The following is a 22,473-nucleotide window of genomic DNA, read 5'->3' as shown; positions in this document are numbered from 1 at the left end:
TCTACTCGGCCGGCTCCGCACCGGGACCTGATCCAACCACGATCTTTCCGAAAGCCGGTTCCCACTTTTCGGGATCATGGTCGATGTAGGCGGCTTCCTCGAGCTCACGCTTCAGGCGCGCTTCCTCGTGCGCTTTCGGCGTGACGAAGCGGCCAAGCAAGAGATAAGCGACAGGGGTCAGGAACAAAGTCGAGACGGTGGCGAGCCCTAGGCCGCCGACGATGACCCAGCCCAGCGCGACGCGGGCTTCCGCACCGGCGCCGGCGGCGAGCACCAGCGGCACGCCGCCGAGCACCGTGCAGATCATGGTCATCATTACCGGGCGCAGCCGAATGGTCGAAGCCTGTTCGATCGCTTCGCGCACGCCGAGCCCACGGTCGCGCAACTGGTTGGCGAACTCGACGATCAGGATGCCGTTCTTGGCCATGACGCCGACCAGAAGGACCAGTCCGATCTGGCTGTAGGCATTGAGGCTGGTGCCCGACAGGAGCAGCGCGAAAATGGCGCAGGCGAGCCCGAGCGGCACCGTCGCCATGATGATGACGGCGCTGACGAAGCTCTCGAACTGGGCCGCCAGCACCAGAAGGATGATGACCAGCGCGAAGCTGAAGACGGCGATCATGGCGTTGTTGCTCTCGCCGAGCGTGGCGGCTTCGGCGAGCGGCAGGATGCGCGCGCCGGGCGGCAGCAGCGGCGTCGCGATCTCCTCGGCTCGGGTCAGCGCCTCGCCGAGCGCGAAGCCGCTGCCGAGATTGGCGGTGATTGCGACCGAGGGCTGCTGCTGCTCGCGCGTCAGCGACGGCGGCACGGCGCGCTCGGTCAGCGTGGCGATGGTCGACATCGGTACGAAACGGCCATCGGACGTCTTCAGGAAGATGTTTTCCAGGTCGGTCGGGTCGTTGATCGGGTTGGTGGTCGAGACCAGCTTCACGCCATAGCTGCGGTCGGCGATGTAGACGTCGACAACATCGTTGCCGTCGAGCATGGCCTGCAGCGTGTCGGCCAGCCCGGTGATGTCGATGCCGAGATCGGAGGCGCGTTCGCGATCGATGGCCACGGCAAGCTGCGGCTGCGTCGGGTCGACGGAGAGGCGCGGCGTCTGGAAGCGCGGATCCCGACGCATCTCGTCGACGATCTTCACCGCCGCCTCGCTCAGCGCCTTGCGGTCGTTGCCGACCAGCGCGAATTGCAGGCCGTTGCCGGCGCCGCGAATGCCGAGGCTGTTCGGCTGCACCGGAAAGACGCGCACGCTCGGCACCTGCCTGGTCAGGCGGCTGATGTCGGCCATGATCTCCTGCTGGCTGCGGCTGCGCTCGTCCCAGGGCGCCAGCGTCATCACCATGAAGCCCGAATTGTAGGAGCCGTTGTTGCCGGCATTTTCGAAGGTTGAGCGGATCTCGCCGGAATCGCGCAGCGGCTGGATCAGCCGCTCGATCTTGCGCATCTGCTCGGTCGTGTAGTCGAGGCTGACGCCTTGCGGCGCGCTGATGCGCAACAGCACCACGGCACGGTCTTCCGTCGGCGTCAGTTCCTGGCGGATGGTGCCGAACAGCGTGAAGGCGGTGCCGGCGAAAATGAGCGCGACCAGGACAACGATCCAGGGTGCGTCGAGGCAAAGACGCAGGCAGTGCTTGTAGAGCCCGTGCAAGGCGCCGCCGATCCGCGCGCCGATGCCGGTACCGCCTTCATGGTGAAGCGATGCGCTGGTCAGCATGCGCGAGGCAAGCATGGGGCAGAGCGTCAGCGCGACCATGCAGGAGAGCAGCACGGACATCGCCAGCACGAAACCGAATTCGCGGAACAGGCCGCCTGTCTGTCCCGGCAGGAAGGAGATCGGCACGAAGACGGCAACCAGGGTCAGCGTGGTGGCGACGACGGCGAAGAACACTTCCTGCGTGCCCAGCACCGCCGCGGCGCGCGGCCCCATGCCTTCGTTGCGGCGTCGCACGATGTTTTCGAGCACGACGATGGCGTCGTCGACGACAAGGCCGGTCGCCAGCACCAGCGCCAGCAGCGTCAGTATGTTGACGGAGAAGCCGGCGAGATAGATCGCGGCGATGGTGCCGATCATGGCGACGGGCATCGCCAGGCCGGGGATCAGCGTGGCGCGCCAGTCGAGCAGGAAAGCGTAGATGACGACGAGCACGATCGAGACCGACAGCGCCAGCGCGATCTCGACTTCGTGCACGGCGCCGTTGACGAAGACGGCGTCGTCGCTGGTCACCTTGATGGACATGCCGGCGGGCAACGTCTCTTGCAGCTTGGCGACGGCGGCCCTTACGCCGGTCGAGATGTCGAGCGTGTTCGATTCCGCCTGGCGTATGATGCCGAGGCCGATACCGGTCTTGCCGTCGGAGCGCAGCGAAGTCTGGCCGATATCCGGCCCGAGCGTCACGGTGGCCACGTCGCGGATACGGGTCGCGCCGCCGATGACGATGTTCTCGAACTCCTCCGGCGTGGTCACGTCGGCGGTCGTGCGAACGATGAGGTCCTGATTGGTCGTGGTGATCGAGCCGGCCGGGGAATCGAAGGCGACCGAGGCAAGAGCCTTTCGAAGGTCGGCGACGGTGAAGCCCAGGCTCGCCAGCTTGTTCTGGTCGACGTCGATGCGGAAGATCTTGTCGCGGTCGCCGGAAACCTGGACGTCGGCGACACCCGGCACCGCGGCGAGCTCGTCCTCGATGCGGTCCTGCACGAACACCGTCATGTCCTGCACCGACATGGTGTCGGAGGTGACGGCCAGCCGCATCACCGGGTCCGAATTCGCGTCGGCCTTGACGATGCGCGGCGCGTCGGCAGTCTCGGGCAACTGATTGGTGATCCGGCTGACGGAATCGCGCACGTCGGAGGCCGCGACGTTGAGGTCGACGCCGTCGTTGAATTCGATGGTGACGCGGCTTTGGCCGAAGGAGGAGGTGGACGAGATCGACTTGACGCCGGAAACGCGCGCGACGGCGCCTTCGATCGCGTCCGTCAGCTCACGGTCGACGGTTTCGGCGGCCGCGCCCTCGAAGGTGGTGTTGACGGTGATGACGGGGCGGTCGACATCCGGCAATTCGCGGATCTCGACGCCCCAGAATGCGGCAAGCCCGGCAACCGCGATCAGCGTGTTGAGCACGAAGGCCATGACCGGTCTGCGGATGAAAAGCGCCGTCAGGCCAGATCCCGCGGCGGCGTCGCCGGCGCCGCTCATGAGCCCTCGGTCCCGGCGGCGCGATCCTCGCCGGCGATGCGGACATCGCCGCCTTCGCTGACGCTCTGCGTGCCTTCGGTCACCACCATGTCGCCGCTCACGACCGGAGCATCGATCAGCACGGTCTCGGTGTTGCGCTGGATGATGCGCACCGGAACGCGCTTGGCCTTGCCGTTGTCGACGGCCCAGATATAGGCGCCGTCGGTCCCCCACTGGATGGCGAGCGGGCTGACTGCCGGATAGGTATCGCCCGGGAACCGCATGCCGATCTGGAAGGACATGCCGGCGCGCAGCGAATCGGCGGGATTGGCGATCGTTGCCTTGACGAGCAGCGTGCGGCTGTTTTCGTCGATATGGTTGTCGATGGCCGAGACGGTGCCGGTATAGACCTGGTTAGGGTTGGCCAGAGGCGTGGCCGACAGCTGGGCGCCAACCTTGACCGCGGCGGCGAAGCGTTCCGGCACCCAGAAATCGACCAGGATGCTGGAGCGGTCGTCGAGCGTGGCGATCGCCGACTGGCTGGTGACATAGTTGCCGGCGGCGATCGGCAGGATGCCGACGGTGCCTTCGATCGGCGCCATGATCGAGCGGCGCTCGAGCGCGAGCTCGGCATCGCGCAGCGCCAGCCTGGCGTTGGCGAGCGTCACCTGGGCATCGGCGACGGCCACGGGCGTGGCCGCATTGGACGCCCTGAGCGACTTCACCCGGTCGAGCTTGGACTGCGCATCCTCGATCGCCACCTGGGCGCGGTCGCGCGCGATCACTTCCGTTTCGGAATCGAGCCTGGCGATGACATCGCCCTTTTCGACATGCGTGCCGGACTGGACCAGCAGTTCGGTAAGGCGCCCGGACGAGTATGGATTGACGGTGACGGTCGCGTTGGCACGGCCGGTGCCGATCGCCTGCAGCCTGTCGTTGATGGTGGCGGTGCCCGCGGGCGAAGCGACGATGGTGACGATCTGACCGGCGCGGTTGCGTCCGGACTGGCCGGGACCAGCGGCGGCGCTTTCCGCTGCAGGAGGTGTCGCGGCGATGGCCCAGTCCATTCCCCAACGCGCCAGTATCTGAGGCGCGCCGGGATAAAAGCGTGCCCAGGCGGCCACGGCGGCGATCAGAATCACAAGCGCTGCAACAATCTGTTTCCAGCTCGACATCGACACTCCAGCGGCAGGATTCGTCTGCCGGATTCCAGCGGAAGCAGGCACTTCGACGATACGGGCTGGGGGCGAAAACCGGCCACGCCAAACCCCAATATCAGCGGTTTATGGCAATTATCACGCAATCGTGCACATTAAATCTCGGTAACGTGAGGTCCGGACGCGGTTCGGACTCTTGCGTTTGCCGCATTTGGCAACCGGCCACCGGTTTCCGCCTCGCTAGCGCAAGCTCTCCAGATCGCGGATGCGCTTGGCGCCAGCCGCTTCCAATTGCCTGGTCACGGCGCCGATGAGGGTTTCGGCGACCACGAACAGGGCGGCGGAGGAATCCCAGGCCGACGGCACGGCGGTACGTCCGGCGATCACGTGGCGGGCGAAGCGGGCGATCGGCGACAGCCACTGGTCGGTGAAGAGAATGATCTGCACGCCGCGGTGATGCGCCTTCTCGGCAAAGCGGACGAGACTTTCCTGGTAGCGGCGGATGTCGAAGATCACCAGGACGTCACGCTTGCCCATGTCGATCAGGCGGTCGCGCCAGATGCTTTCCTGGCCGGCGAGGTGATAGACATCCGGCTGGATGATGGCGAGATGGGCGGCCATGTAGCGGGCCAGCGGATCGGTGAAGCGGCCGCCGATGAGGTAGGTCTTGCCGCGCCGCTCGGCAAGCCGTGCGGCTATGTCGGCAAGCTGTCTGTCGGTGAGGTGCCGGAAGGTCTCGCGCATGTTGTCGAGCGTTGCCTCGAGCATCGGCGAGACGGCGCCGCCGGCCGAGCTTGGATCGAGCGTGCGCGAAGCGGGCGACTGCAATTGCGCCGCCAATTCATCCTGCAGCGCCGACTGGAATTCAGGATAGTTCTGGAAGCCGAGCCTGGCGACGAAGCGCAAGATCGTCGGCGAGGACACGCCGGCCGCGGCCGAGAATTCGGCGACCGTCTTCAGCCCGGTCAAAGGATAGTTGGCAATCAGCGTCTGGGCCGCGCGGCGCTCGCCGGCCGGCATCGTCCCGATGCGGTCCGAGATCAGTTCGGCAATGCTGGAAATCATGTTTTCCCCCGCCTGTTGGCCGCCCGCCGCCGTTTTCCCGAATTCGCGTTTGACAAAGCCGGTCAAACTGTATGAAATCATTCATAGGGACGCAATGAGACAAAATACGTAACATACGATACAGCGCTCCCCCAGGGGACGGCAGCATGGAGAAAGCACGGCCTGTCAGCCTTGCACCGTCTGAAACCGTAAGGGTGACCAACCCTGGCGGCTCAAGCCCCTTCATCATCACTTGCGACCACGCTTCCAACGTCCTTCCCGCCGAGTTCGGGACGCTCGGCCTGCCGGCCGCGGACCTTTCGCGCCATATCGCCTGGGACCCGGGCGCGCTTCCCGTCGCACGCCGCATGGCCGAAGCGCTCGATGCCACTTTGATCGAGACCCGCGTGTCGCGGCTCGTCATCGATTGCAACCGGCCGCTGGACGCGCCGGACCTCGTTCCGCCGGTCAGCGAGACGACAGCCATTCCGGGCAACACGGGTCTTTCGGACAAAGACCGCGCCACGCGGATCGACCTTGCCTGGCGCCCGTTCCACGACACGATCGCCCGGATCATCGACGAGCGGCTGGCGCGCGGCCAGGAGACACGGCTGGTGTCGGTGCACTCCTTCACGCCGATCTACAAGGGCAAGAGCCGGCCATGGCATATCGGCATCATCCATGACGAGGATCGCCGCCTGGCGGCGCCGCTGATATCGGCGCTGCAGCGGCTCTCCGGCGTCACTGTCGGCGCCAACGAACCCTATTCGCCGGCCGACCGCGTCTATTTCACGCTGGAACGGCACGCGCGTTCGCGCGGCCTTGCCTGCGCGATGATCGAAATCCGCAACGACGAAATCGCCGGCGATGCCGGGCAGCGGAAATGGGCGGATCTGCTCACAGGCATATTCTCGAATCTGGAGCCCGACGAGGCCAGGGGCTTCCGACCGCGCGCAATGGGAAAGTCAGTAGGAACGGCCAGCCAAGAACGATAGGGGAACTCCAACATGACAACAGATCACGCAGAGAAATCGGAGGACGTTAAAATCCTTCACAGCATGGGCTATGCCCAGGAATTGGCCCGCCGCATGAGCGGCTTCTCCAACTTCGCCATTTCCTTCTCGATCATTTGCATTCTGGCCGGCGGCATCACGTCGTTCCCGCTGGCGATGGGCACCGGCAGCGGTTTCGAGGCGACCATCGGCTGGGTTATAGGCGGCCTGTTCGCCCTTGTGGTCGCGGCTTCGCTCGGCCAGATCGGTTCGGCCTATCCTACCGCCGGCGGGCTTTACCATTGGTCGTCGATCTTGGGCGGGCGCGGCTGGGGCTGGGCAACGGCCTGGATCAACCTGCTCGGCCTGATCTTCGTCGTCGCTTCGGTGAATGTCGGCGTCTACCTGTTGTTTTCCGGGCTTGTCGCGGGACCGATCCTTGGCCTGGACACATCGACCTGGGGTTTCTGGCAGCAGACGACGGCGGTTGTCATCATCACCGTCACCCAAGGCCTGTTCAACCATCTCGGCATCAAGACGACAACGATGTTGACCGACTTTTCAGGATACCTAATCCTCGTTGTCGCGGTCGTGCTGACGCTGACCTTCCTGATCTGGGGCGCGCATGGCTTCGATCTTTCGCGGTTGACGACTTTCGTCAACACGACCGGCGATGCCGGCGGTGGCTATGTTCCGACGGCCCGCACGGCGCTGGTGGCCTTCCTGATCGGCCTTCTCTACCCGCTTTATACGATCACCGGCTTTGACGCCTCGGCGCACACCGCCGAGGAGACGCACAATGCTCGCACCGCAGTGCCCAGGGGCATGATCCACGCAGTCCTGTGGTCTCTCGTCTTCGGCTTCGTCATGGCGGTCTCCTTCGTCCTCGCGAGCCCCGACCTCGTGGCGACCGCAAAGGACGGCGGCAATGCCTGGTTCAACCTCTTCAACAACCTGCCGGCGCCAACCTGGCTGAAGGATCTGCTCGGCATCTGCATCGTGCTGGCGAATTATCTGTGCGCGCTGGCCGGGCTCACGTCGACCTCGCGTATGATCTTCGCCTTTTCGCGCGACGGAGGCCTGCCGGGGTCGTCTTTGTGGAAGCAGGTTTCGCCGACCTGGCGCACGCCCGTCCCGGCCATCTGGCTTGGCGTCGTGCTGTCGATCGCGGCCACGCTCTATTCGCCGGCCTTCGCGGCGTTGGCAGCAGGCTGCGCTCTCTTCCTTTACGTCTCCTATGCCATGCCGGTGGCGGCAGGCCTGCTTGCGGAAGGCAAGACTTGGACGGAGTTCGGCCCGTTCCGTCTCGGCGTCTGGTCAAAGCCTTTCGCCATCGTCACCGTGCTCGGGGTCCTGGTGCTGATGTATGCCGGCATCCAGCCGCCCTTCGACATTCTGATCAACTACGCCATCGGATTGATCATTCTGCTGGTGGTTTTGTGGTTTGGTATCGAATCGCGGCGCTTCAAGGGACCGCCGGTCGGTGCCGACATTGCTCGTCGCGCGGCGGAGATCGCGGCCGCGGAAAAAGCAGTCGGCCAGACGGCGAGCTAACGGCAAACGCAATATCGCCCGGTCGGCTCAGGCCGATCGGGCATCGAGGTGCAGGACCGGCCAGCCAAGAACCATAGGGGAATTCCAACATGACGACACCGGGTTATACAGACGTCGACAAGGCGGAGGACGTGAAAGCCCTCCACAGCATGGGCTATGCCCAGGAACTGGAGCGGCGGCTCAGCCGCTTCTCGAATTTCGCGGTTTCGTTCTCGATCATCTGCATCCTGTCGGGCGGCATCAATTCGCTGGCCCAGGCCACGTCGGGCGCCGGCGGCATCGGCATCGGCATCGGCTGGCTGGTCGGCTGCTTCGTGTCGCTCACCTTCGCGGTTGCCATGTCGCAGATCAGCTCGGCCTATCCGACGGCCGGCGGCCTCTACCACTGGGGCTCGATCCTCGGCAATCGCGGCACCGGCTGGGTCACGGCCTGGCTCAACCTGCTCGGCCTGATCACCGTGCTGGGCGCCATCAATGTCGGCACCTGGACGTTCTTCATCGGCGCCTTCGGACCGGCGCTCGGCATCGAGGGCACGCTGACCAACCAGATGATCTTCTTGGTCGTCATCACCGGCGCCCAGGCGCTGATCAACCATCTCGGCATCAAGCTGACAGCGAAACTGACCGATTTCTCGGGATATCTCATCTTCTTCGGCTCGATCCTGATCGCAGTGGTCTGCCTGCTTTCGGCCGAGACCTGGGATTTCAGCCGCCTCTTCACCTTCCATAACTACTCCGGCGACGCCGGCGGCGGTGTGTGGCCATCGGTTTCGAACGCCTGGGTGTTCGCGCTCGGCCTCCTGCTGCCGATCTACACGATCACCGGCTACGACGCCTCGGCGCATACGTCGGAAGAGACCATCAAGGCAGCCTCTTCGGTGCCGCGCGCGATGGTGATGTCGGTCGTCTGGTCGGCGCTGTTCGGCTACCTGTTCCTGGCCGCCTTCGTGCTGATGATCCCGAACATGGACGACGCCGCCAAGCAGGGCTGGAACGTGTTCTTCTGGGCTTTCGACCAGCGCGTCAGCCCCGGCCTCAAGGAGTTCGTCTACCTCGTCGTGTTCATCGCGCAGCTGCTGTGCGGTCTTGCCACCGTCACCTCGGCCTCGCGCATGATCTTCGCCTTCTCGCGTGACGGCGGCCTGCCGGGCTCGGCAGCGCTTGCCAAGGTCAGCCCGACCTATCGCACGCCGGTGGCGGCGATCTGGACGGCCTCGATCCTGTCGGTGCTGTTCGTGTGGGGTTCGACCCTGGTTTCGGTCGCCGGCACCTCGGCCTATACGATCGTTGTATCCTGCACGGTCATCTTCCTGTTCCTGTCCTTCATCGTGCCTATCGTGCTCGGCATGATGGCCTGGGGAACGCCGAAGTGGGACAAGATGGGCCCGTGGAACATGGGGCGCGCCGTCTTCATGCTGTTCGGCTTTCTCTCGATCGTATCGATGATCCTGATCTTCGTCATCGGCATCCAGCCGCCGAACGACTGGGCGCTCTATATCACCGTCGGTTTCTTCATCCTGACGGCGATCGTCTGGTTCGCCTTCGAGCGCAACCGCTTCCAGGGTCCGCCGCTCGGCGACATCATCGCGGCGCGCCAGGCAGCGATCAAGGCGGCCGAACAGGCGGTCGGCGAGACCGGCCACTGATACTTCGCCTCATGGCCATGGCCGGCGCAACGCCGGCCATGGTTTTGTTTCCCCTCAATCGACAAGCGCTGGAGTGCCAAAGGAATGGCCGGGAATTTCTCGTTCGATCAGTTGAAGAAAGCGGTCTCGAACGGCGAGATCGACACGGTGCTGGCCTGCATCGTCGACATGCAGGGCCGGCTCTCGGGAAAACGCTTCCTGGCTCAGTATTTCGTCGATTCCGCGCATGGCGAGACGCATGGCTGCAACTATCTCTTGGCCTGCGACATCGATATGGAGCCGGTGCCGGGCTACAAGGCGGCGAGCTGGTCGAAGGGCTATGGCGACTTCGTCATGAAGCCGGACCTGTCGACACTGCGGCGCATTCCGTGGCTGGAGAAGACGGCGCTGGTCATCTGCGACGTGCTCGACCATCACGACCATGAGGATTTGGCACACTCGCCCCGCGCGATCCTGAAGAAGCAGGTCAAGCGACTGCAGGAGCGCGGCTATATCGGCTATTTCGCCTCCGAGCTCGAATTCTACCTGTTCAGCGAAACCTACGATTCCGCGCGCAAGAAGCACTGGCAGGGACTCGACAGCGCCTCGCCCTATATCGGCGACTACCAGATCGGCATCACCAGCAAGGAAGAAGGCGTCGTGCGCCGGCTTCGCAACGAGATGGAAGCGGCGGGCATTCCGATCGAGAATTCCAAGGGCGAATGGGGTCCTGGCCAGGAAGAGATCAATGTGCGCTATGCCGAAGCGCTCGACATGGCCGACCGCCACGTCATCCTGAAGAACGGCGCCAAGGAGATCGCCGATTCCGAGGGCAAGGCCATCTCCTTCATGGCCAAATACAATTACGGCCTCGCCGGCAATTCCAGCCACATCCACAATTCGCTGTGGAGCGCGGATGGCAAGACGCCGCTGTTCTTCGACAAGAAGGCCGATTGGACGCTGTCGAGCCTCGGCCAGCAATGGGCAGCCGGGCAGCTCAAATACGCCAAGGAATTCACTTGGTTCCTGGCGCCGTACATCAATTCCTACAAGCGCTTCCAGGCCGGCACCTTCGCGCCGACCAAGATCATGTGGAGCGAGGACAACCGCACCGCCGGCTTCCGGCTGTGCGGCGAGGGCACCAAGGGCATCCGCATGGAATGCCGCATCGGCGGCGCCGATCTGAATCCCTATCTCGCCTTCGCGGCGCTGATCGCGTCCGGCCTTGCCGGCATCGATGAGAAGCTGGAGCTGCAGAAGCCGTTCGTCGGCGACGCCTACCAGGCCTCGCGCCTGCCCGAGATTCCAAAGACTTTGCGCGACGCCACCGAGACGCTGGCCAAGTCAAAGATGCTAAAGCAAGCCTTCGGCGACGACGTGATCGAGCACTATGTGCATACCGCCCGCTGGGAGCAGTTCGAATACGACCGCCGCATCACGGATTGGGAGCTGCACAGGGGCTTTGAGAGGTATTGAAGCTGTAATTCGTGTTGACTGAACGTAACTAAAGCTGTAATTTCGGCTGGTTAAGTTCAGGAGCGTGAAATGGGAAAGTATTCGCCTTTGCGTTCGTACCTCATGGCTCAAGCCGGTGATCGGGTTCCGATGTCGTTCAGCGACATCGAGAAGCTGCTTGGCGAAAAGCTGCCGGCGTCCAAGCAGTATCCGGCTTGGTGGAGCAACAACCCCAGCAACAATCCGATGACAAAAGAATGGCTGGCCGCGGGGTTCCAGACGGAGTCGGTCAATATTGGCGGCGAAAATCTGGTGTTTCGGCGCACCCAGGCAGGTTCGAGTGGCTCAGAGGGGTTTGGTGAATCGGCTCAAGCCGAAATCAGTGGAACACCGTCAAGACACCCGATCTTCGGCTGCATGAAGGGGACGCTTACGATCATGCCTGATGTCGATCTGACGGAGCCTGCCGACCCGGATTGGGGCAAGCTTTATGAAGACTGAGAACCTTCTGTTGGACACCTGCGCGGTCATCTGGATTTCGCAGGACGCACCGATTGCTGAGACGGCGACAACGGCTATCAGCAAGGCTCCTCAGTCCGGCAGGCTGAATGTATCAGTCATGACGGCATGGGAGATGGGCATGCTCGTATCGAAGGGCAGGTTACCGTCGACGAAGACACCCGATCGCTGGTTCGACGAGTTCGTCAACGCGGCGTCCGTCACGGTGGAAGACGTGACGCCGGGCATTCTCATTGCGGCCTCCTACCTGCCAGGCGTCGTTCACAACGATCCGATGGATCGAATTCTGATAGCCACCGCGCGGGAGCGCGATCTGACAATCGTAACGCGTGACAGGGCCATTCTGGCCTATGCAGCGCAAGGTCATATCCGGGCCATCGCCTGCTGAGAACAATCAATTGGAGACGTCTTGTTGGAAACCGTAAAACTCAAATCCCCCATCGATGGCTCGATCTATGCCGAGCGGCCGGTCGCGAGCGACCACGCGATCAACGCGGCCGTCGAGCGCGCCAGGGCGGCGCAGGAGAAGTGGGCCGAGACGCCGGTCGTCGAGCGCGGCAAATACATGTTGGCGATGCTGGAAGCCCTGGTTGCGATGACCGACGAGATCGTGCCCGAGATCGCCTGGCAGATGGGCCGGCCGGTGCGGTATGGCGGCGAGTTCGGCGGCGTCAAGGAACGCACCAACTACATGGTCGAGATCGCCGAAGCCGCGCTGAAGCCGGTGCTTGCCTCCAATACGAAGGACGGCTTCCGCCGCTATGTCAAGAAGGTGCCGCTCGGCGTCGTGCTGGTGATCGCACCGTGGAACTATCCCTATCTGACCGCCGTCAACACCATCGTGCCGGCGCTGATGGCCGGAAGCGCCGTCATCCTCAAGCATGCCGCGCAGACGCTGCTGGTCGGCGAACGCTTCAGCCAAGCCTTCGACAAGGCCGGCCTGCCGAAGGGACTGTTCCAGAACCTGGTCATGAACCACGCCCAGACCGAGAAGCTGCTCGGCTCGGGCAAGATCGACCATGTCAATTTCACCGGCTCCGTCGGCGGCGGCCGCGCCATCGAGAAGGCGGCCGCCGGCACCTTCATGACGCTCGGCCTCGAACTCGGCGGCAAGGACCCGGCCTATGTGCTGCCCGACGCCAAGATGGACCATGCCGTCGCCAATCTTGTCGACGGCGCCTTCTACAATTCAGGCCAGTGCTGCTGCGGCATCGAGCGCGTCTATGTGCATGAGAAGGTCTATGACGAGTTCGTCGAGGGTTTTGTCGCCGAGACCAGGAACTATGTCGTCGGCAATCCGCTGGACCAGGCGACCACGATGGGGCCGATGGCGCAGGCGCGCTTCGCCGACCTGATCCGCGAGCAGAAGGCAGAAGCGCTGCGCAAGGGCGCCAGGGCGCATATCGACATGAAGGTCGAGAACGACAAGCCGGGCTCGCCCTATCTGGCACCGGAAGTGCTGACCGACGTCGATCACCAGATGAGCGTCATGCGCGAGGAGAGCTTCGGGCCGATCGTCGGCATCATGAAGGTGCGCAACGACGAGGAGGCGATCGCGCTGATGAACGACAGCCCCTATGGGCTGACCGCCTCGATCTGGACGCGCGACGCGGAGCGCGCAATTGCCATCGGCGACCGTGTCGAAACCGGCACCGTGTTCATGAACCGCTGCGACTACCTCGACCCGGCGCTGGTCTGGACCGGCGTCAAGGACACCGGCAAGGGGGCGGCGCTTTCGGCCATCGGCTACGACAATCTGACCCGGCCGAAATCCTATCACCTGCGTGAAGCGATCTGACTTTTTGAAAGACAAGACATGTCCAAGCTCATCTCCAAATGGAACTATCCCACCACCGTCCGCTTCGGCGCCGGCCGCATCAAGGAACTGCCAGACGTACTGGCTGCGGCGGGTATCAAGCGCCCGCTCTTCGTCACCGACCCGGGCCTGGCAAAGCTCCCGGTTGTCGCCTCGACGCTGAAAATCCTCGACGACGCCAAGGTTCCCTATGGCGTGTTTTCAGAGGTGAAGCCGAACCCGGTCGAGTCCAACCTCACCGCCGGCATCGCCGTGTTCAAGAAAGGCAAGCATGACGGCGTGATCGCCTTCGGCGGCGGCTCGGCGCTCGACCTTGGCAAGCTGATCGCCTTCCAGGCCGGGCAGACTCGGCCCGTATGGGATTTCGAGGACGTCGGCGACTGGTGGACCAGGGCCAACTCGGACGCGATCGCGCCGATCATCGCCGTGCCGACCACGGCGGGAACCGGCTCCGAGGTCGGCCGCGCCGGCGTCATCACCAATGAGGCGACCCACACCAAGAAGGTCATCTTCCATCCGAAGCTTCTGCCGGCGATCGTCATTGCCGATCCGGAGCTGTCGGTCGGCATGCCGGCCTTCATCACCGCCGGCACGGGCATGGACGCGCTGGCCCATTGCCTCGAGGCCTATTGCGCGCCGGGCTATCACCCGATGGCCGACGGCATCGCGGTGGAAGGCATCCGGCTGGTGTTCGAGAACCTGCCCAAGGCCTTCGCCAACGGCAAGGATCTGGTCGCCCGCGCCCATATGATGAGCGCCGCCGCCATGGGGGCCGCGGCCTTCCAGAAAGGGCTCGGCGCTATCCATTCGCTGTCGCATCCGATCGGCGCGCTCTATGACACCCATCACGGCATGACCAATGCCGTGTTCATGCCCTATGTGCTCGCCTTCAACAGGGAGAGCATCGAGGAGCGCATCGCCCGGCTCGCCGCGTATTGCGGCATCAAGGGCGGCTTCGACGGCTTCGCCAAGGCGATCATCAAATTGCGCAAGGAATTGAAGGTGCCACACGCGCTCCCCGGCCTGATCAAGGGCCTCGACATGGACAAGAAGCGCAAGGCGCTGATCGCCGACATGGCGGTGGTCGACCCGACCGCCGGCGGCAATCCGGTCAAGCTCACCAAGAAAGCGGCCCTGACGCTGCTCGAAAATGCGATCGCCGGCTCCGTCTGAGAGCCGGCTTTCAATGCCGAAGAGTTGAATCAAGGGGCGTGCCAGAGCGGAGGGAGAGGGCAAAAGGCAAGGCGGCTAACCATTAGCCGGAAAATTAAGCGTGGGCTAATTGCTACAGTCCGTTAAAAAGAGTTAACTTTTTTGGCCGCGGGGCTCGGGTTTCAAAAAGCCTTCATCTGGCTGTCACACGAAAACGATACCCGCATCGCAGGCGCCCAACAGCGCCAGTTCAACGGAGAGAACACATGTTCAAGTTCACGGGGAAAGTGCTTTCCCTCTCGGCTGCGGCGCTCTTCGCGTCGACGGTGATTTCGTCTGCGGATTCGCTGGACGATCTCGTCAAGGCCGCGAAGGCTGAAGGCCAGCTCACCACCATCGCGCTTCCGCATGACTGGTGTGGCTACGGGGCAGTGATCGACGCTTTCAAGGCTAAGTATCCGGAAATCAAGATCAACGAACTCAACCCGGACGCCGGCTCGGGCGACGAGGTCGAGGCGATCAAGGCCAACAAGGACAACAAGGGCCCGCAGGCGCCCGACGTCATCGACGTCGGCCTGTCGTTCGGCCCGACCGCCAAGGCCGACGGCCTGCTGATGCCTTACAAGGTGTCGACCTGGGACTCGATTCCGGACAGCGCCAAGGATGCCGATGGCGCCTGGTACGGCGACTATTACGGCGTGCTGTCGTTCATGGTGAACAAGGACCTGGTCAAGGAATCGCCGGCCGACTGGGCCGACCTGCTGAAGCCGGAATTCGCCAATTCGGTCGCACTCGCCGGTGATCCGCGTGCTTCGAACCAGGCCATCCAGGCGGTCTATGCCTCCGGTCTGTCGTCGGGCGCCGCCGCTGGTGAAGCCGCCGGCACCGCTGGCCTCGACTTCTTCAAGAAGCTCAATGCCGCCGGCAACTTCGTTCCGGTCGTCGGCAAGCCGGCGACGCTGGCCCAGGGCCAGACGCCGATCCTGATCAACTGGGACTACAACGCGCTTGCCGGCCGCGACACGCTGAAGGGCAACCCGCCCGTCGACGTGATCGTGCCGAAGACCGGCGTCGTCGCCGGCGTCTATGTGCAGGCGATCAGCGCTTACGCGCCGCATCCGAATGCCGCGAAGCTGTGGATGGAATACCTCTATTCCGACGAAGGCCAGATCGGCTGGCTGAAGGGCTACTGCCACCCGATCCGTTTCAACGATCTCGCCAAGAACGGCAAGATCCCGGCGGACGTGCTGGCCAAGCTGCCGCCGGCTGAGGCCTATGCCTCGGCGGCTTTCCCGACGCTCGACGAGCAGGGCAAGGCCAAGGAAGCCATCAGCAAGAACTGGGACGCCACCGTCGGCGCCAACGTCAAGTAAGACTTGAAGTCCACCGGGCGGCCACTTGGCCGCCCGGCTTTCCCTCGAAAACGGTGCCGGGCGCATGACCGATCTATCGCTTTCAAATCAGTCTGTTGCCACCAAGTCTGCGCCGCCGAACGAGGCGACCGCCTTCCGCCTGCCGACGCAATGGATCGGTGTGGCCCCATTCTTCGTCTTCACCCTGATGTTCCTGATCATGCCGACGCTATATCTCGTCATCGGCGCGTTTCAGACCGGGGAAGGCGGGTTCACGCTCGACAATATCCTGCAGTTGGTCAGTGATCCTTCAATCAGCAATTCCTATTGGGTTTCGATCAAGATCAGCTTCTGGTCGGCCATCGTCGGCGCATTTGCCGGACTGGCGATCGCCGTGGCCATCGTGCGCGGCGGCCTGCCCAGCTGGGTTCGCTCCGCGACGCTGACCTTCTCGGGCGTCGCCTCCAATTTTGCCGGCTTGCCACTTGCCTTTGCGTTCATCGCAACGCTCGGCCGCGTCGGCATCGTGACGGTGCTGCTGCGCGACATATTCAACCTCAACATCTACGCGTTGGGGTTCAATTTCCTGACCACGTGGGGCCTGATCGTGGTCTATCTCTTCTTCCAGATCCCGCTGATGGTGGTCATCATCGTGCCGGCGATCGACGGTTTGAAGAAGGAATGGAACGAGGCCGCCGCCACGCTTGGCGCCACCCAGTGGCAGTACTGGCGCATGGTGGTGATACCGGTGCTGTTTCCGAGCTTCCTAGGCACCGTCATCCTTCTGTTCGCCAACGCCTTCGGCGCCATCGCAACGGCCTATGCGTTCGCCGGCCCGCAGCTCAACATCGTTCCCATCAAGCTCTATTCGCAGATCAACGGCGATGTGCTGCACAACCCGCAGCTCGGCTACGCGATCGCCTTCGGCATGATCGTCATCACGGGACTGGCGAATGTCTTCTACATCTGGTTCCGGACCCGTTCCGAGAGGTGGCTGAAATGAAGTCGGGCAAATTCTGGGCCTGGGTCGTCTTCGGAATCGGCACGGCCTATTTCTTCATCCCGCTGCTGGCGACGTTCGAGTTTTCGCTGCGCATGCGGCGCGGCGTCCATTCCTTCGACGCCTATCAAGTCGTGCTCGGCGATCCGCGCTTCCAGGCGACGTTCCTGTATTCGGTGGTCGCCGCGATCTTCACCATCATTCTCGGCGTGCTGATCGTGGTGCCGGCCGCCTATTGGATCCGTCTCCGTTTGCCTCAAATCAGGCCGATCGTCGAATTCATCACGCTGCTGCCGCTGGTCATTCCGGCGATCGTCATCGTGTTCGGCTATATCCGTATGTACGGCTCGAATTCGCCGCTGCCGTTCCTGGCCAGCGATCTCGGCGCCAGCGCCCTGCTGGTGATCGGCTATGCGACGCTGGCGTTGCCTTATATGTACCGCGCCGTCGACACCGGTCTTCGTACCATCGATGTCAGAACGCTGACGGAAGCCGCGCAAATCCTCGGCGCCGGTTGGGCCACGATCATTACCCGGGTCATTCTTCCCAATGTACTGATCGCCGTTCTGTCGGGCGCCTTCCTGACCTTCGCCATCGTCATCGGCGAGTTCACGATAGCTAGCCTGCTGAACCGTCCGGCCTTCGGCCCCTATCTGCAGAACATCGGCGCCAACCGGGCCTACGAGCCGGCGGCACTTGCCATCATCGCCTTCGCCATTACCTGGGGCTGCATGTCGCTGATCCAGATCCTGTCCCGTTTCGCGCCGAAATCGGCGAACCGCCCGAATTGACCTGAGAGAAAAGCCATGGCCGAGCCATTCCTGTCCATCCAGCATGTGCGAAAGTCCTACGGCGCCAACACCGTGGTGCAGGATTTCAGCCTCGACGTAGAGCCCGGCGAGTTCGTCTCCTTCCTGGGGCCATCCGGCTGCGGCAAAACCACTGTGCTGCGCATGGTCGCCGGCTTCGAGGAGCCCTCGGCCGGCAAGATCGTCGTCGCCGGCAAGGACATCACCAGGCTGAAGCCCAATCAGCGCAATGTCGGCATGGTGTTCCAGGCCTACGCGCTGTTCCCGAACCTGACGGTGGCGCAGAATATCGCCTTCGGTCTGAAGGTGGCTGGCATGTCGAAGCCTGACGCGGACAAGCGCGTTGCAGAGATGCTCGACATGATCAAGCTGCCGCAGATGGCCGATCGCTATCCCTATCAGCTGTCCGGCGGCCAGCAGCAGCGTATCGCGCTCGCGCGGGCAATTGCTCCGAAACCCAAACTGCTTTTGCTCGACGAGCCGCTGTCGGCTCTCGACGCCAAGGTGCGCGTGTCGCTGCGCGAGGAAATCCGATCGATCCAGAAGAAGCTCGACATCACCACTATCTTCGTCACGCATGACCAAGAGGAGGCGCTGTCGATCTCTGACCGCATCGCGGTGATGTATGGCGGCAAGGCCGAGCAGGTCGGCACGCCGTTCGAGATCTACAACCGGCCGGCAACCAAGTTCGTCGCCAATTTCGTCGGCACGCTCAACGTGCTCGAAGGCAAGGTCACCGACGCCTCGACGGGCAAGGTGCAGGTCAACGCCCAGGAAGTCTCGCTCAAGGGCAAGCTTAATGGCTCGAAGTCCGGCGATATGCTGTCGCTGGCGCTGCGGCCGGAAGCGATTTCACTGGCGCGCCAGCCCGGGCACGACACCAGCCTTTCGGGCGAGATCGCCGAAGTGCATTTCCTCGGCTCGGTCATCCGGGTGCGCGTCGGCATCGGCGGCAACACGGTGTCGCTCGACACCTTCAACAACTCGACGACACCGCCGCCGATCGTTGGCGACAAGGCGGATATTTCGTTCTCGTCGGGCGATATGCTGGTTCTGCACTGACGGCCTGGCCGTCTTGACGCCGATAAGACAGGCGAAGCCTTTGCGCCGGCCGAGGGGTAACCCGTCGATCGGCCGGGGCGCGGCTTGCCGGGCACCACAGGCCTTGTCGGATAAATCAACAGTATCCTGCTTCAGGGTACTGCCAAGCTTCGTGCTTCGCCGTTACGATAAGCCATGGCGCTGTTCGAACTTACCCTGATCCTGCTTCTCATCGCCGTCGCGCTGACGGCGGTATCGCGATGGCTGGAGGTACCTTACCCGTCGCTGCTGGCGCTTGCCGGGGTCGGGCTTGCCTTCGTGCCGGGCGCGCCGGTGATCGAGATCGATCCGGAACTGGCGCTTGCGCTGTTCATCGCGCCGGTGCTTCTCGATGCCGCCTATGACACCTCGCTGCGCGACCTGAAGCGCTATCGCCTGTCGCTGGTGCTTTTGGCGCTCGGCGCCGTCATTTTCACCACCGTGGCGGTTGCCTTCGTCGGCTGGAAGATGGCCGGTCTGCCGATCGCGGCCGCGATCGCGCTCGGCGCCATCGTCGCGCCACCGGACGCGGTCGCGGCAAGCGCGGTGCTCAATCAGTTCAAGGTGCCGCACCGCCTCACCGCGATCCTGCAGGGCGAGAGCCTGCTCAACGATGCCACGGCGCTGTTGATCTACCGGATATCGGTTGCGGCAGCCATCGGCACGCTCATGCTCAAAGACGCAGTGCCGGTCATCCTGCTGGCGACGGTCGGCAGCGTTGTCGCCGGCTATCTGTTCGGCCGCTTCTCGCTGCTCACGCTGACGCGCATCGAGGATGCGGCAAGCAGCACCGTCGTGCAGTTCGCCGGAACCTTCGCGGTCTGGATCATTGCCGACAGACTCGGCCTTTCCGCCATCATCACCATCGTCGTTTATGCCATCACCATCGCGCGCACCGCGCCACGCCGCATGTCGGCCCGGCGCCGCGTCAGCACCTATTCGGTCTGGGAATCGGCCGTGTTCGTGCTCAACGTGCTGGCTTTCGTGCTGATGGGCCTGCAGGCGCGGTCGATCGTCGGCCGGCTTTCCGGCGACGGGCAAGGCGAAGCCTTTCTCTTCGCCGCAACGGTGCTTGCGGTCGTCATCGTGGCGCGCCTCGTCTGGGTGGCGGGCTATGTCGCGGTCATACGCTGGTTTGCCCGCCATGGCAGCGAGGAAGAAAGGCGCGATGCACCGACATTTCGCGGCGCCGCGCTTGTGGGCTGGTGCGGCATGCGCGGGCTGGTGACGCTGGTGGTGGCGATTGCCTTGCCGGCCGACTTTCCCGGCCGCGATCCGATCGTGCTGGCCGCCTTCGCGGTCGTCCTCGGAACGCTCGTGCTGCAAGGCATGAGCCTGAAGCCGCTGCTGCGCCGGCTCAATTTCGAGCGGGATACGACGATCGATCGCGAGGTGGCCGAGGCGCGCGTCGCCATCATGCAGGCCGCGCTCGATGTGCTGAGCCGCAAGACGTCGGCCGCTGCCGCCGTCGTGCGGGAGCAGTACGAGGCTCAACGCCGGATCGCCGAAAATCCCGACGACGCGCAAGCCGCAACGGAATACGACCGGTTGCGTCTCTACGCCATCAAGCGGCAGCGCGACAGGTTGGAGGAACTGCGCAGCAATGGCACGATCGGCGACGAGGCCTATCACCGGCTGGAAGAGGAGATCGACTGGTCGGAACTGGCGGCGTCGCCCGCCGGAAGCTTCCAGCCACTGACGACCTATTAGAACGCAGCGGTTCGCTGGTCTCCGTTGGACCATTCCCCCTGGCCTCGCGGCACATTGCAACATCACCGGCGGGGCGATAGAGCGGCTCACCGAAGGCGGTGAACCACTCTACTCTTTGTTTTGACGCAATTCCGGACGGAAAACCGCTCACACTTTTCCTGCAATTGCGCTACTGCGATCACCAGAAGTGAGCCGGTTAATCAATGAAGCTGATCAGCTACAACATCCAGTACGGCTATGGCAGCGACGGGCGCTACGATCTCAGCCGCTGCGCCAGGCTGGTGAACGGCGCCGACATCATCGCGCTGCAGGAGGTCGAGCGGCACTGGCAGCGCACCAATGAGGACGATCAGCCCGAGATCCTGTCCAGCCTGCTGCCCGACTATTACTGGGCCTATGGCCCGGCCTTCGACATGGACGCCAGCGCGAGCCGCGACGGCCGCGTCTTCAACCGCCGGCGGCAGTTCGGCACGATGGTGCTGTCGAAGCTGCCGATCGTCTGGTCGCGGTTGCACACGCTGCCGCTACGGCGCACGCTGAGGCCGCTCAACACCCGCAACGCGGCGCTGGAATGCATGATCCGCACGCCGGCGGGACCGGTGCGAGTGCTTTCCTTGCATCTGGCGCATGTCGCGGCGGAGGAGCGGCTGGAGCAGATCGACTATCTCAATGCCGAGCATCGCCGCGCGCCGTCCGACGGCGGCCCTTGGAGCGGCGTCGACGACGAGCCGCAGCGCAACTGGACGAACGGCCAGACGGAACCGGAAAATCCGTTCGCGGCGATCTGGCTGGGCGACTTCAACATGGAGCCGGGCAGCGCCGAATACCGGCGTATCGTCGGTAGCACGCCCTACCATCGGCGCGCCGCTTACATCGACGGATTCGTCGATGCCGTAGCGGTCGCCGGCGAGTCCGGGCCGGACTTCCATACGCACGAAAAGATCATCGATGGCAGGCTGGCGAAACGACGGCTCGACCATTGTTTCGTCGGCGGCGGGTTGGCCGATCGCGTGCGTTCGGTAACCGCCGATATCGGCGAGGTGGCTTCCGACCATTTTCCGCTCAGGGTCGATATCGATCTGGAAACGCCTTTCGGCTCGACAAGGTCGATGAAACCGACATGACGCTGTTCGTCTTCCTGGCGGTGCTCTCGGCGGCGGCCATGCATGCGATCTGGAACGCGCTGGTCAAGGTGCATCTCGACCGCTTCCTGTCGATCACGCTGATGACGCTCGGCATGGGATTTGCGGCGCTGTTCGCACTGCCTTTCGTCGAGTTTCCGAGGGCCGAAGTGTGGCCCTACATCATCGCCTCGGTGATCTTCCACATGGGCTATCGCACCTTCCTGGTCGGCGCCTACAAGGCGGGCGATTTCGCTCAGACCTATCCGCTGGCGCGCGGCACCGCACCGCTGCTCTCGGCGCTCGGCGGCATCTTCGTGGTCGGCGAGGTTCCGGCGCCGTTCGCCATCGTCGGCATCGTGCTTCTGTCGGCAGGCACGCTGGTCATGTCGTTCCGAGGCGGCGCGCATCTGGAGAAGCTCAATCTGCGCGCGGTCGGCTTCGCGCTCGGCACATCGATCTTCATCGCCAGCTACACACTCTCCGACGGCAGCGGCGCGCGGCTCGCGGCGACCGCGCAAAGCTATGCGGCCTGGCTGTTCGTCTGCGATGCGGCGTGGGCGCTCGTGCTGTGCATTGCGGTCCGCGGACCGCAGTCGCTTCCGGTGCTGGCACGCGACTGGAAAGCCGGGCTGTTCACCGGCGTGCTCAGCGGCGCGGCCTACTGGATCGTGATGTGGGCAATGACCAAGGCGCCGATCGCCTCGGTCGCATCGCTGCGCGAGACCTCGATCCTGTTCGCCATGCTGATCTCTGTGCTGGCGCTGGGTGAAAAGATGACGGCCTGGCGCGCAGCCGCGGCGCTCGGCATCGTTGCCGGCGTCGCGGCGCTCAGGCTCGGATAGCGGGCGCCGTCTCGCGGAAACGGCGCCCTCTATCTCTTCGTTTTTAGCAATTGCGGACGGGCCGCGGCGA

The 22,473-nt window shown here is 63.7% G+C and carries 18 protein-coding genes; 15 read left to right on the top strand and 3 right to left on the bottom strand.

Annotated elements, in window-relative coordinates; all coding sequences use genetic code 11:
* Window position 1 precedes the first annotated feature (1 nt).
* The 3 genes from FJW10_RS20555 to FJW10_RS20545 all read right to left on the bottom strand — a co-directional run bounded on the left by FJW10_RS20555 (window position 2) and on the right by FJW10_RS20545 (window position 5,394).
* Window positions 2-3,193, bottom strand: coding sequence for an efflux RND transporter permease subunit (locus FJW10_RS20555; RefSeq protein WP_140901421.1), 3,192 nt, complete (start codon window positions 3,191-3,193; stop codon window positions 2-4).
* Complete coding sequence (locus FJW10_RS20550) at window positions 3,190-4,347, bottom strand: efflux RND transporter periplasmic adaptor subunit (RefSeq protein WP_140901420.1); 1,158 nt, start codon at window positions 4,345-4,347, stop codon at window positions 3,190-3,192. The genes FJW10_RS20555 and FJW10_RS20550 overlap by 4 nt, the downstream gene beginning before the upstream one ends.
* A 222-nt stretch (window positions 4,348-4,569) precedes the next feature.
* Entirely contained in the window at window positions 4,570-5,394 is an 825-nt protein-coding gene (locus FJW10_RS20545; protein WP_140901419.1) for a MurR/RpiR family transcriptional regulator, read from the bottom strand.
* A 146-nt stretch (window positions 5,395-5,540) separates the two neighbouring features.
* Between FJW10_RS20545 and FJW10_RS20540 the strand changes: the two genes are divergently transcribed.
* The 15 genes from FJW10_RS20540 (at window position 5,541) to FJW10_RS20470 (ending at window position 22,403) form a co-directional block, all read left to right on the top strand.
* Entirely contained in the window at window positions 5,541-6,368 is an 828-nt protein-coding gene (locus FJW10_RS20540) for an N-formylglutamate amidohydrolase (RefSeq protein WP_140901418.1), read from the top strand.
* A 12-nt stretch (window positions 6,369-6,380) separates the two neighbouring features.
* Window positions 6,381-7,919: an amino acid permease gene (locus FJW10_RS20535; RefSeq protein WP_140829439.1), complete on the top strand. Its 1,539-nt coding sequence runs from the start codon at window positions 6,381-6,383 to the stop codon at window positions 7,917-7,919.
* An 89-nt stretch (window positions 7,920-8,008) separates the two neighbouring features.
* The gene (locus FJW10_RS20530; RefSeq protein WP_140901417.1) at window positions 8,009-9,565 is read left to right on the top strand and encodes an amino acid permease; all 1,557 of its coding nucleotides are present in this window, start codon (window positions 8,009-8,011) and stop codon (window positions 9,563-9,565) included.
* Between the two features lie 84 nt (window positions 9,566-9,649).
* Window positions 9,650-11,020, top strand: a complete 1,371-nt coding sequence (locus tag FJW10_RS20525; RefSeq protein ID WP_140901416.1) for a glutamine synthetase family protein — start codon at window positions 9,650-9,652, stop codon at window positions 11,018-11,020.
* A 69-nt stretch (window positions 11,021-11,089) separates the two neighbouring features.
* On the top strand, window positions 11,090-11,500 hold the full coding sequence (locus tag FJW10_RS20520; RefSeq protein WP_140901415.1) for a hypothetical protein: 411 nt from the start codon (window positions 11,090-11,092) through the stop codon (window positions 11,498-11,500).
* Window positions 11,490-11,906 carry a type II toxin-antitoxin system VapC family toxin gene (locus tag FJW10_RS20515; RefSeq protein WP_140901414.1) on the top strand — a complete coding sequence of 139 codons (417 nt, stop codon included), beginning with the start codon at window positions 11,490-11,492 and terminating at the stop codon, window positions 11,904-11,906. Before FJW10_RS20520 ends, FJW10_RS20515 begins: the two co-directional genes overlap by 11 nt.
* A 21-nt stretch (window positions 11,907-11,927) precedes the next feature.
* Window positions 11,928-13,316, top strand: a complete 1,389-nt coding sequence (locus tag FJW10_RS20510) for an aldehyde dehydrogenase family protein (protein WP_140901413.1) — start codon at window positions 11,928-11,930, stop codon at window positions 13,314-13,316.
* 18 nt (window positions 13,317-13,334) lie between these two features.
* Complete coding sequence (locus tag FJW10_RS20505; protein WP_140651450.1) at window positions 13,335-14,507, top strand: iron-containing alcohol dehydrogenase; 1,173 nt, start codon at window positions 13,335-13,337, stop codon at window positions 14,505-14,507.
* A 245-nt stretch (window positions 14,508-14,752) separates the two neighbouring features.
* Window positions 14,753-15,859, top strand: coding sequence for an ABC transporter substrate-binding protein (locus FJW10_RS20500; protein WP_140827300.1), 1,107 nt, complete (start codon window positions 14,753-14,755; stop codon window positions 15,857-15,859).
* 187 nt (window positions 15,860-16,046) lie between these two features.
* Window positions 16,047-16,841 (top strand): ABC transporter permease subunit, encoded by a 795-nt coding sequence (locus tag FJW10_RS20495; protein ID WP_246674334.1) that lies wholly within the window; start codon window positions 16,047-16,049, stop codon window positions 16,839-16,841.
* On the top strand, window positions 16,838-17,629 hold the full coding sequence (locus FJW10_RS20490) for an ABC transporter permease (protein ID WP_140651453.1): 792 nt from the start codon (window positions 16,838-16,840) through the stop codon (window positions 17,627-17,629). Before FJW10_RS20495 ends, FJW10_RS20490 begins: the two co-directional genes overlap by 4 nt.
* A 15-nt stretch (window positions 17,630-17,644) precedes the next feature.
* On the top strand, window positions 17,645-18,709 hold the full coding sequence (locus FJW10_RS20485) for an ABC transporter ATP-binding protein (RefSeq protein ID WP_140827305.1): 1,065 nt from the start codon (window positions 17,645-17,647) through the stop codon (window positions 18,707-18,709).
* A gap of 174 nt (window positions 18,710-18,883) precedes the next feature.
* Window positions 18,884-20,437 carry a sodium:proton antiporter gene (locus tag FJW10_RS20480; protein WP_140827306.1) on the top strand — a complete coding sequence of 518 codons (1,554 nt, stop codon included), beginning with the start codon at window positions 18,884-18,886 and terminating at the stop codon, window positions 20,435-20,437.
* Window positions 20,438-20,640: 203 nt separating this feature from the next.
* Complete coding sequence (locus tag FJW10_RS20475) at window positions 20,641-21,561, top strand: endonuclease/exonuclease/phosphatase family protein (RefSeq protein WP_140901412.1); 921 nt, start codon at window positions 20,641-20,643, stop codon at window positions 21,559-21,561.
* Window positions 21,558-22,403, top strand: a complete 846-nt coding sequence (locus tag FJW10_RS20470) for an EamA family transporter (RefSeq protein WP_140901411.1) — start codon at window positions 21,558-21,560, stop codon at window positions 22,401-22,403. The genes FJW10_RS20475 and FJW10_RS20470 overlap by 4 nt, the downstream gene beginning before the upstream one ends.
* Window positions 22,404-22,473: the final 70 nt, after the last annotated feature.

The sequence above is a fragment of the Mesorhizobium sp. B4-1-1 genome, assembly GCF_006439375.1.
Taxonomy (GTDB): domain Bacteria; phylum Pseudomonadota; class Alphaproteobacteria; order Rhizobiales; family Rhizobiaceae; genus Mesorhizobium.
This window is presented reverse-complemented; position numbering and strand designations above follow the sequence as displayed.

What these genes read in the sequence shown, in the direction of transcription:
- FJW10_RS20555 (WP_140901421.1), bottom strand. Translation starts at nt 3,193, where the DNA reads ATGAGCGGCGCCGGCGACGCCGCCGCGGGATCTGGCCTGACGGCGCTT.
- FJW10_RS20550 (WP_140901420.1), bottom strand. Translation starts at nt 4,347, where the DNA reads ATGTCGAGCTGGAAACAGATTGTTGCAGCGCTTGTGATTCTGATCGCC.
- FJW10_RS20545 (WP_140901419.1), bottom strand. Translation starts at nt 5,394, where the DNA reads ATGATTTCCAGCATTGCCGAACTGATCTCGGACCGCATCGGGACGATG.
- FJW10_RS20540 (WP_140901418.1), top strand. Translation starts at nt 5,541, where the DNA reads ATGGAGAAAGCACGGCCTGTCAGCCTTGCACCGTCTGAAACCGTAAGG.
- FJW10_RS20535 (WP_140829439.1), top strand. Translation starts at nt 6,381, where the DNA reads ATGACAACAGATCACGCAGAGAAATCGGAGGACGTTAAAATCCTTCAC.
- FJW10_RS20530 (WP_140901417.1), top strand. Translation starts at nt 8,009, where the DNA reads ATGACGACACCGGGTTATACAGACGTCGACAAGGCGGAGGACGTGAAA.
- FJW10_RS20525 (WP_140901416.1), top strand. Translation starts at nt 9,650, where the DNA reads ATGGCCGGGAATTTCTCGTTCGATCAGTTGAAGAAAGCGGTCTCGAAC.
- FJW10_RS20520 (WP_140901415.1), top strand. Translation starts at nt 11,090, where the DNA reads ATGGGAAAGTATTCGCCTTTGCGTTCGTACCTCATGGCTCAAGCCGGT.
- FJW10_RS20515 (WP_140901414.1), top strand. Translation starts at nt 11,490, where the DNA reads ATGAAGACTGAGAACCTTCTGTTGGACACCTGCGCGGTCATCTGGATT.
- FJW10_RS20505 (WP_140651450.1), top strand. Translation starts at nt 13,335, where the DNA reads ATGTCCAAGCTCATCTCCAAATGGAACTATCCCACCACCGTCCGCTTC.
- FJW10_RS20500 (WP_140827300.1), top strand. Translation starts at nt 14,753, where the DNA reads ATGTTCAAGTTCACGGGGAAAGTGCTTTCCCTCTCGGCTGCGGCGCTC.
- FJW10_RS20495 (WP_246674334.1), top strand. Translation starts at nt 16,047, where the DNA reads ATGTTCCTGATCATGCCGACGCTATATCTCGTCATCGGCGCGTTTCAG.
- FJW10_RS20490 (WP_140651453.1), top strand. Translation starts at nt 16,838, where the DNA reads ATGAAGTCGGGCAAATTCTGGGCCTGGGTCGTCTTCGGAATCGGCACG.
- FJW10_RS20485 (WP_140827305.1), top strand. Translation starts at nt 17,645, where the DNA reads ATGGCCGAGCCATTCCTGTCCATCCAGCATGTGCGAAAGTCCTACGGC.
- FJW10_RS20480 (WP_140827306.1), top strand. Translation starts at nt 18,884, where the DNA reads ATGGCGCTGTTCGAACTTACCCTGATCCTGCTTCTCATCGCCGTCGCG.
- FJW10_RS20475 (WP_140901412.1), top strand. Translation starts at nt 20,641, where the DNA reads ATGAAGCTGATCAGCTACAACATCCAGTACGGCTATGGCAGCGACGGG.
- FJW10_RS20470 (WP_140901411.1), top strand. Translation starts at nt 21,558, where the DNA reads ATGACGCTGTTCGTCTTCCTGGCGGTGCTCTCGGCGGCGGCCATGCAT.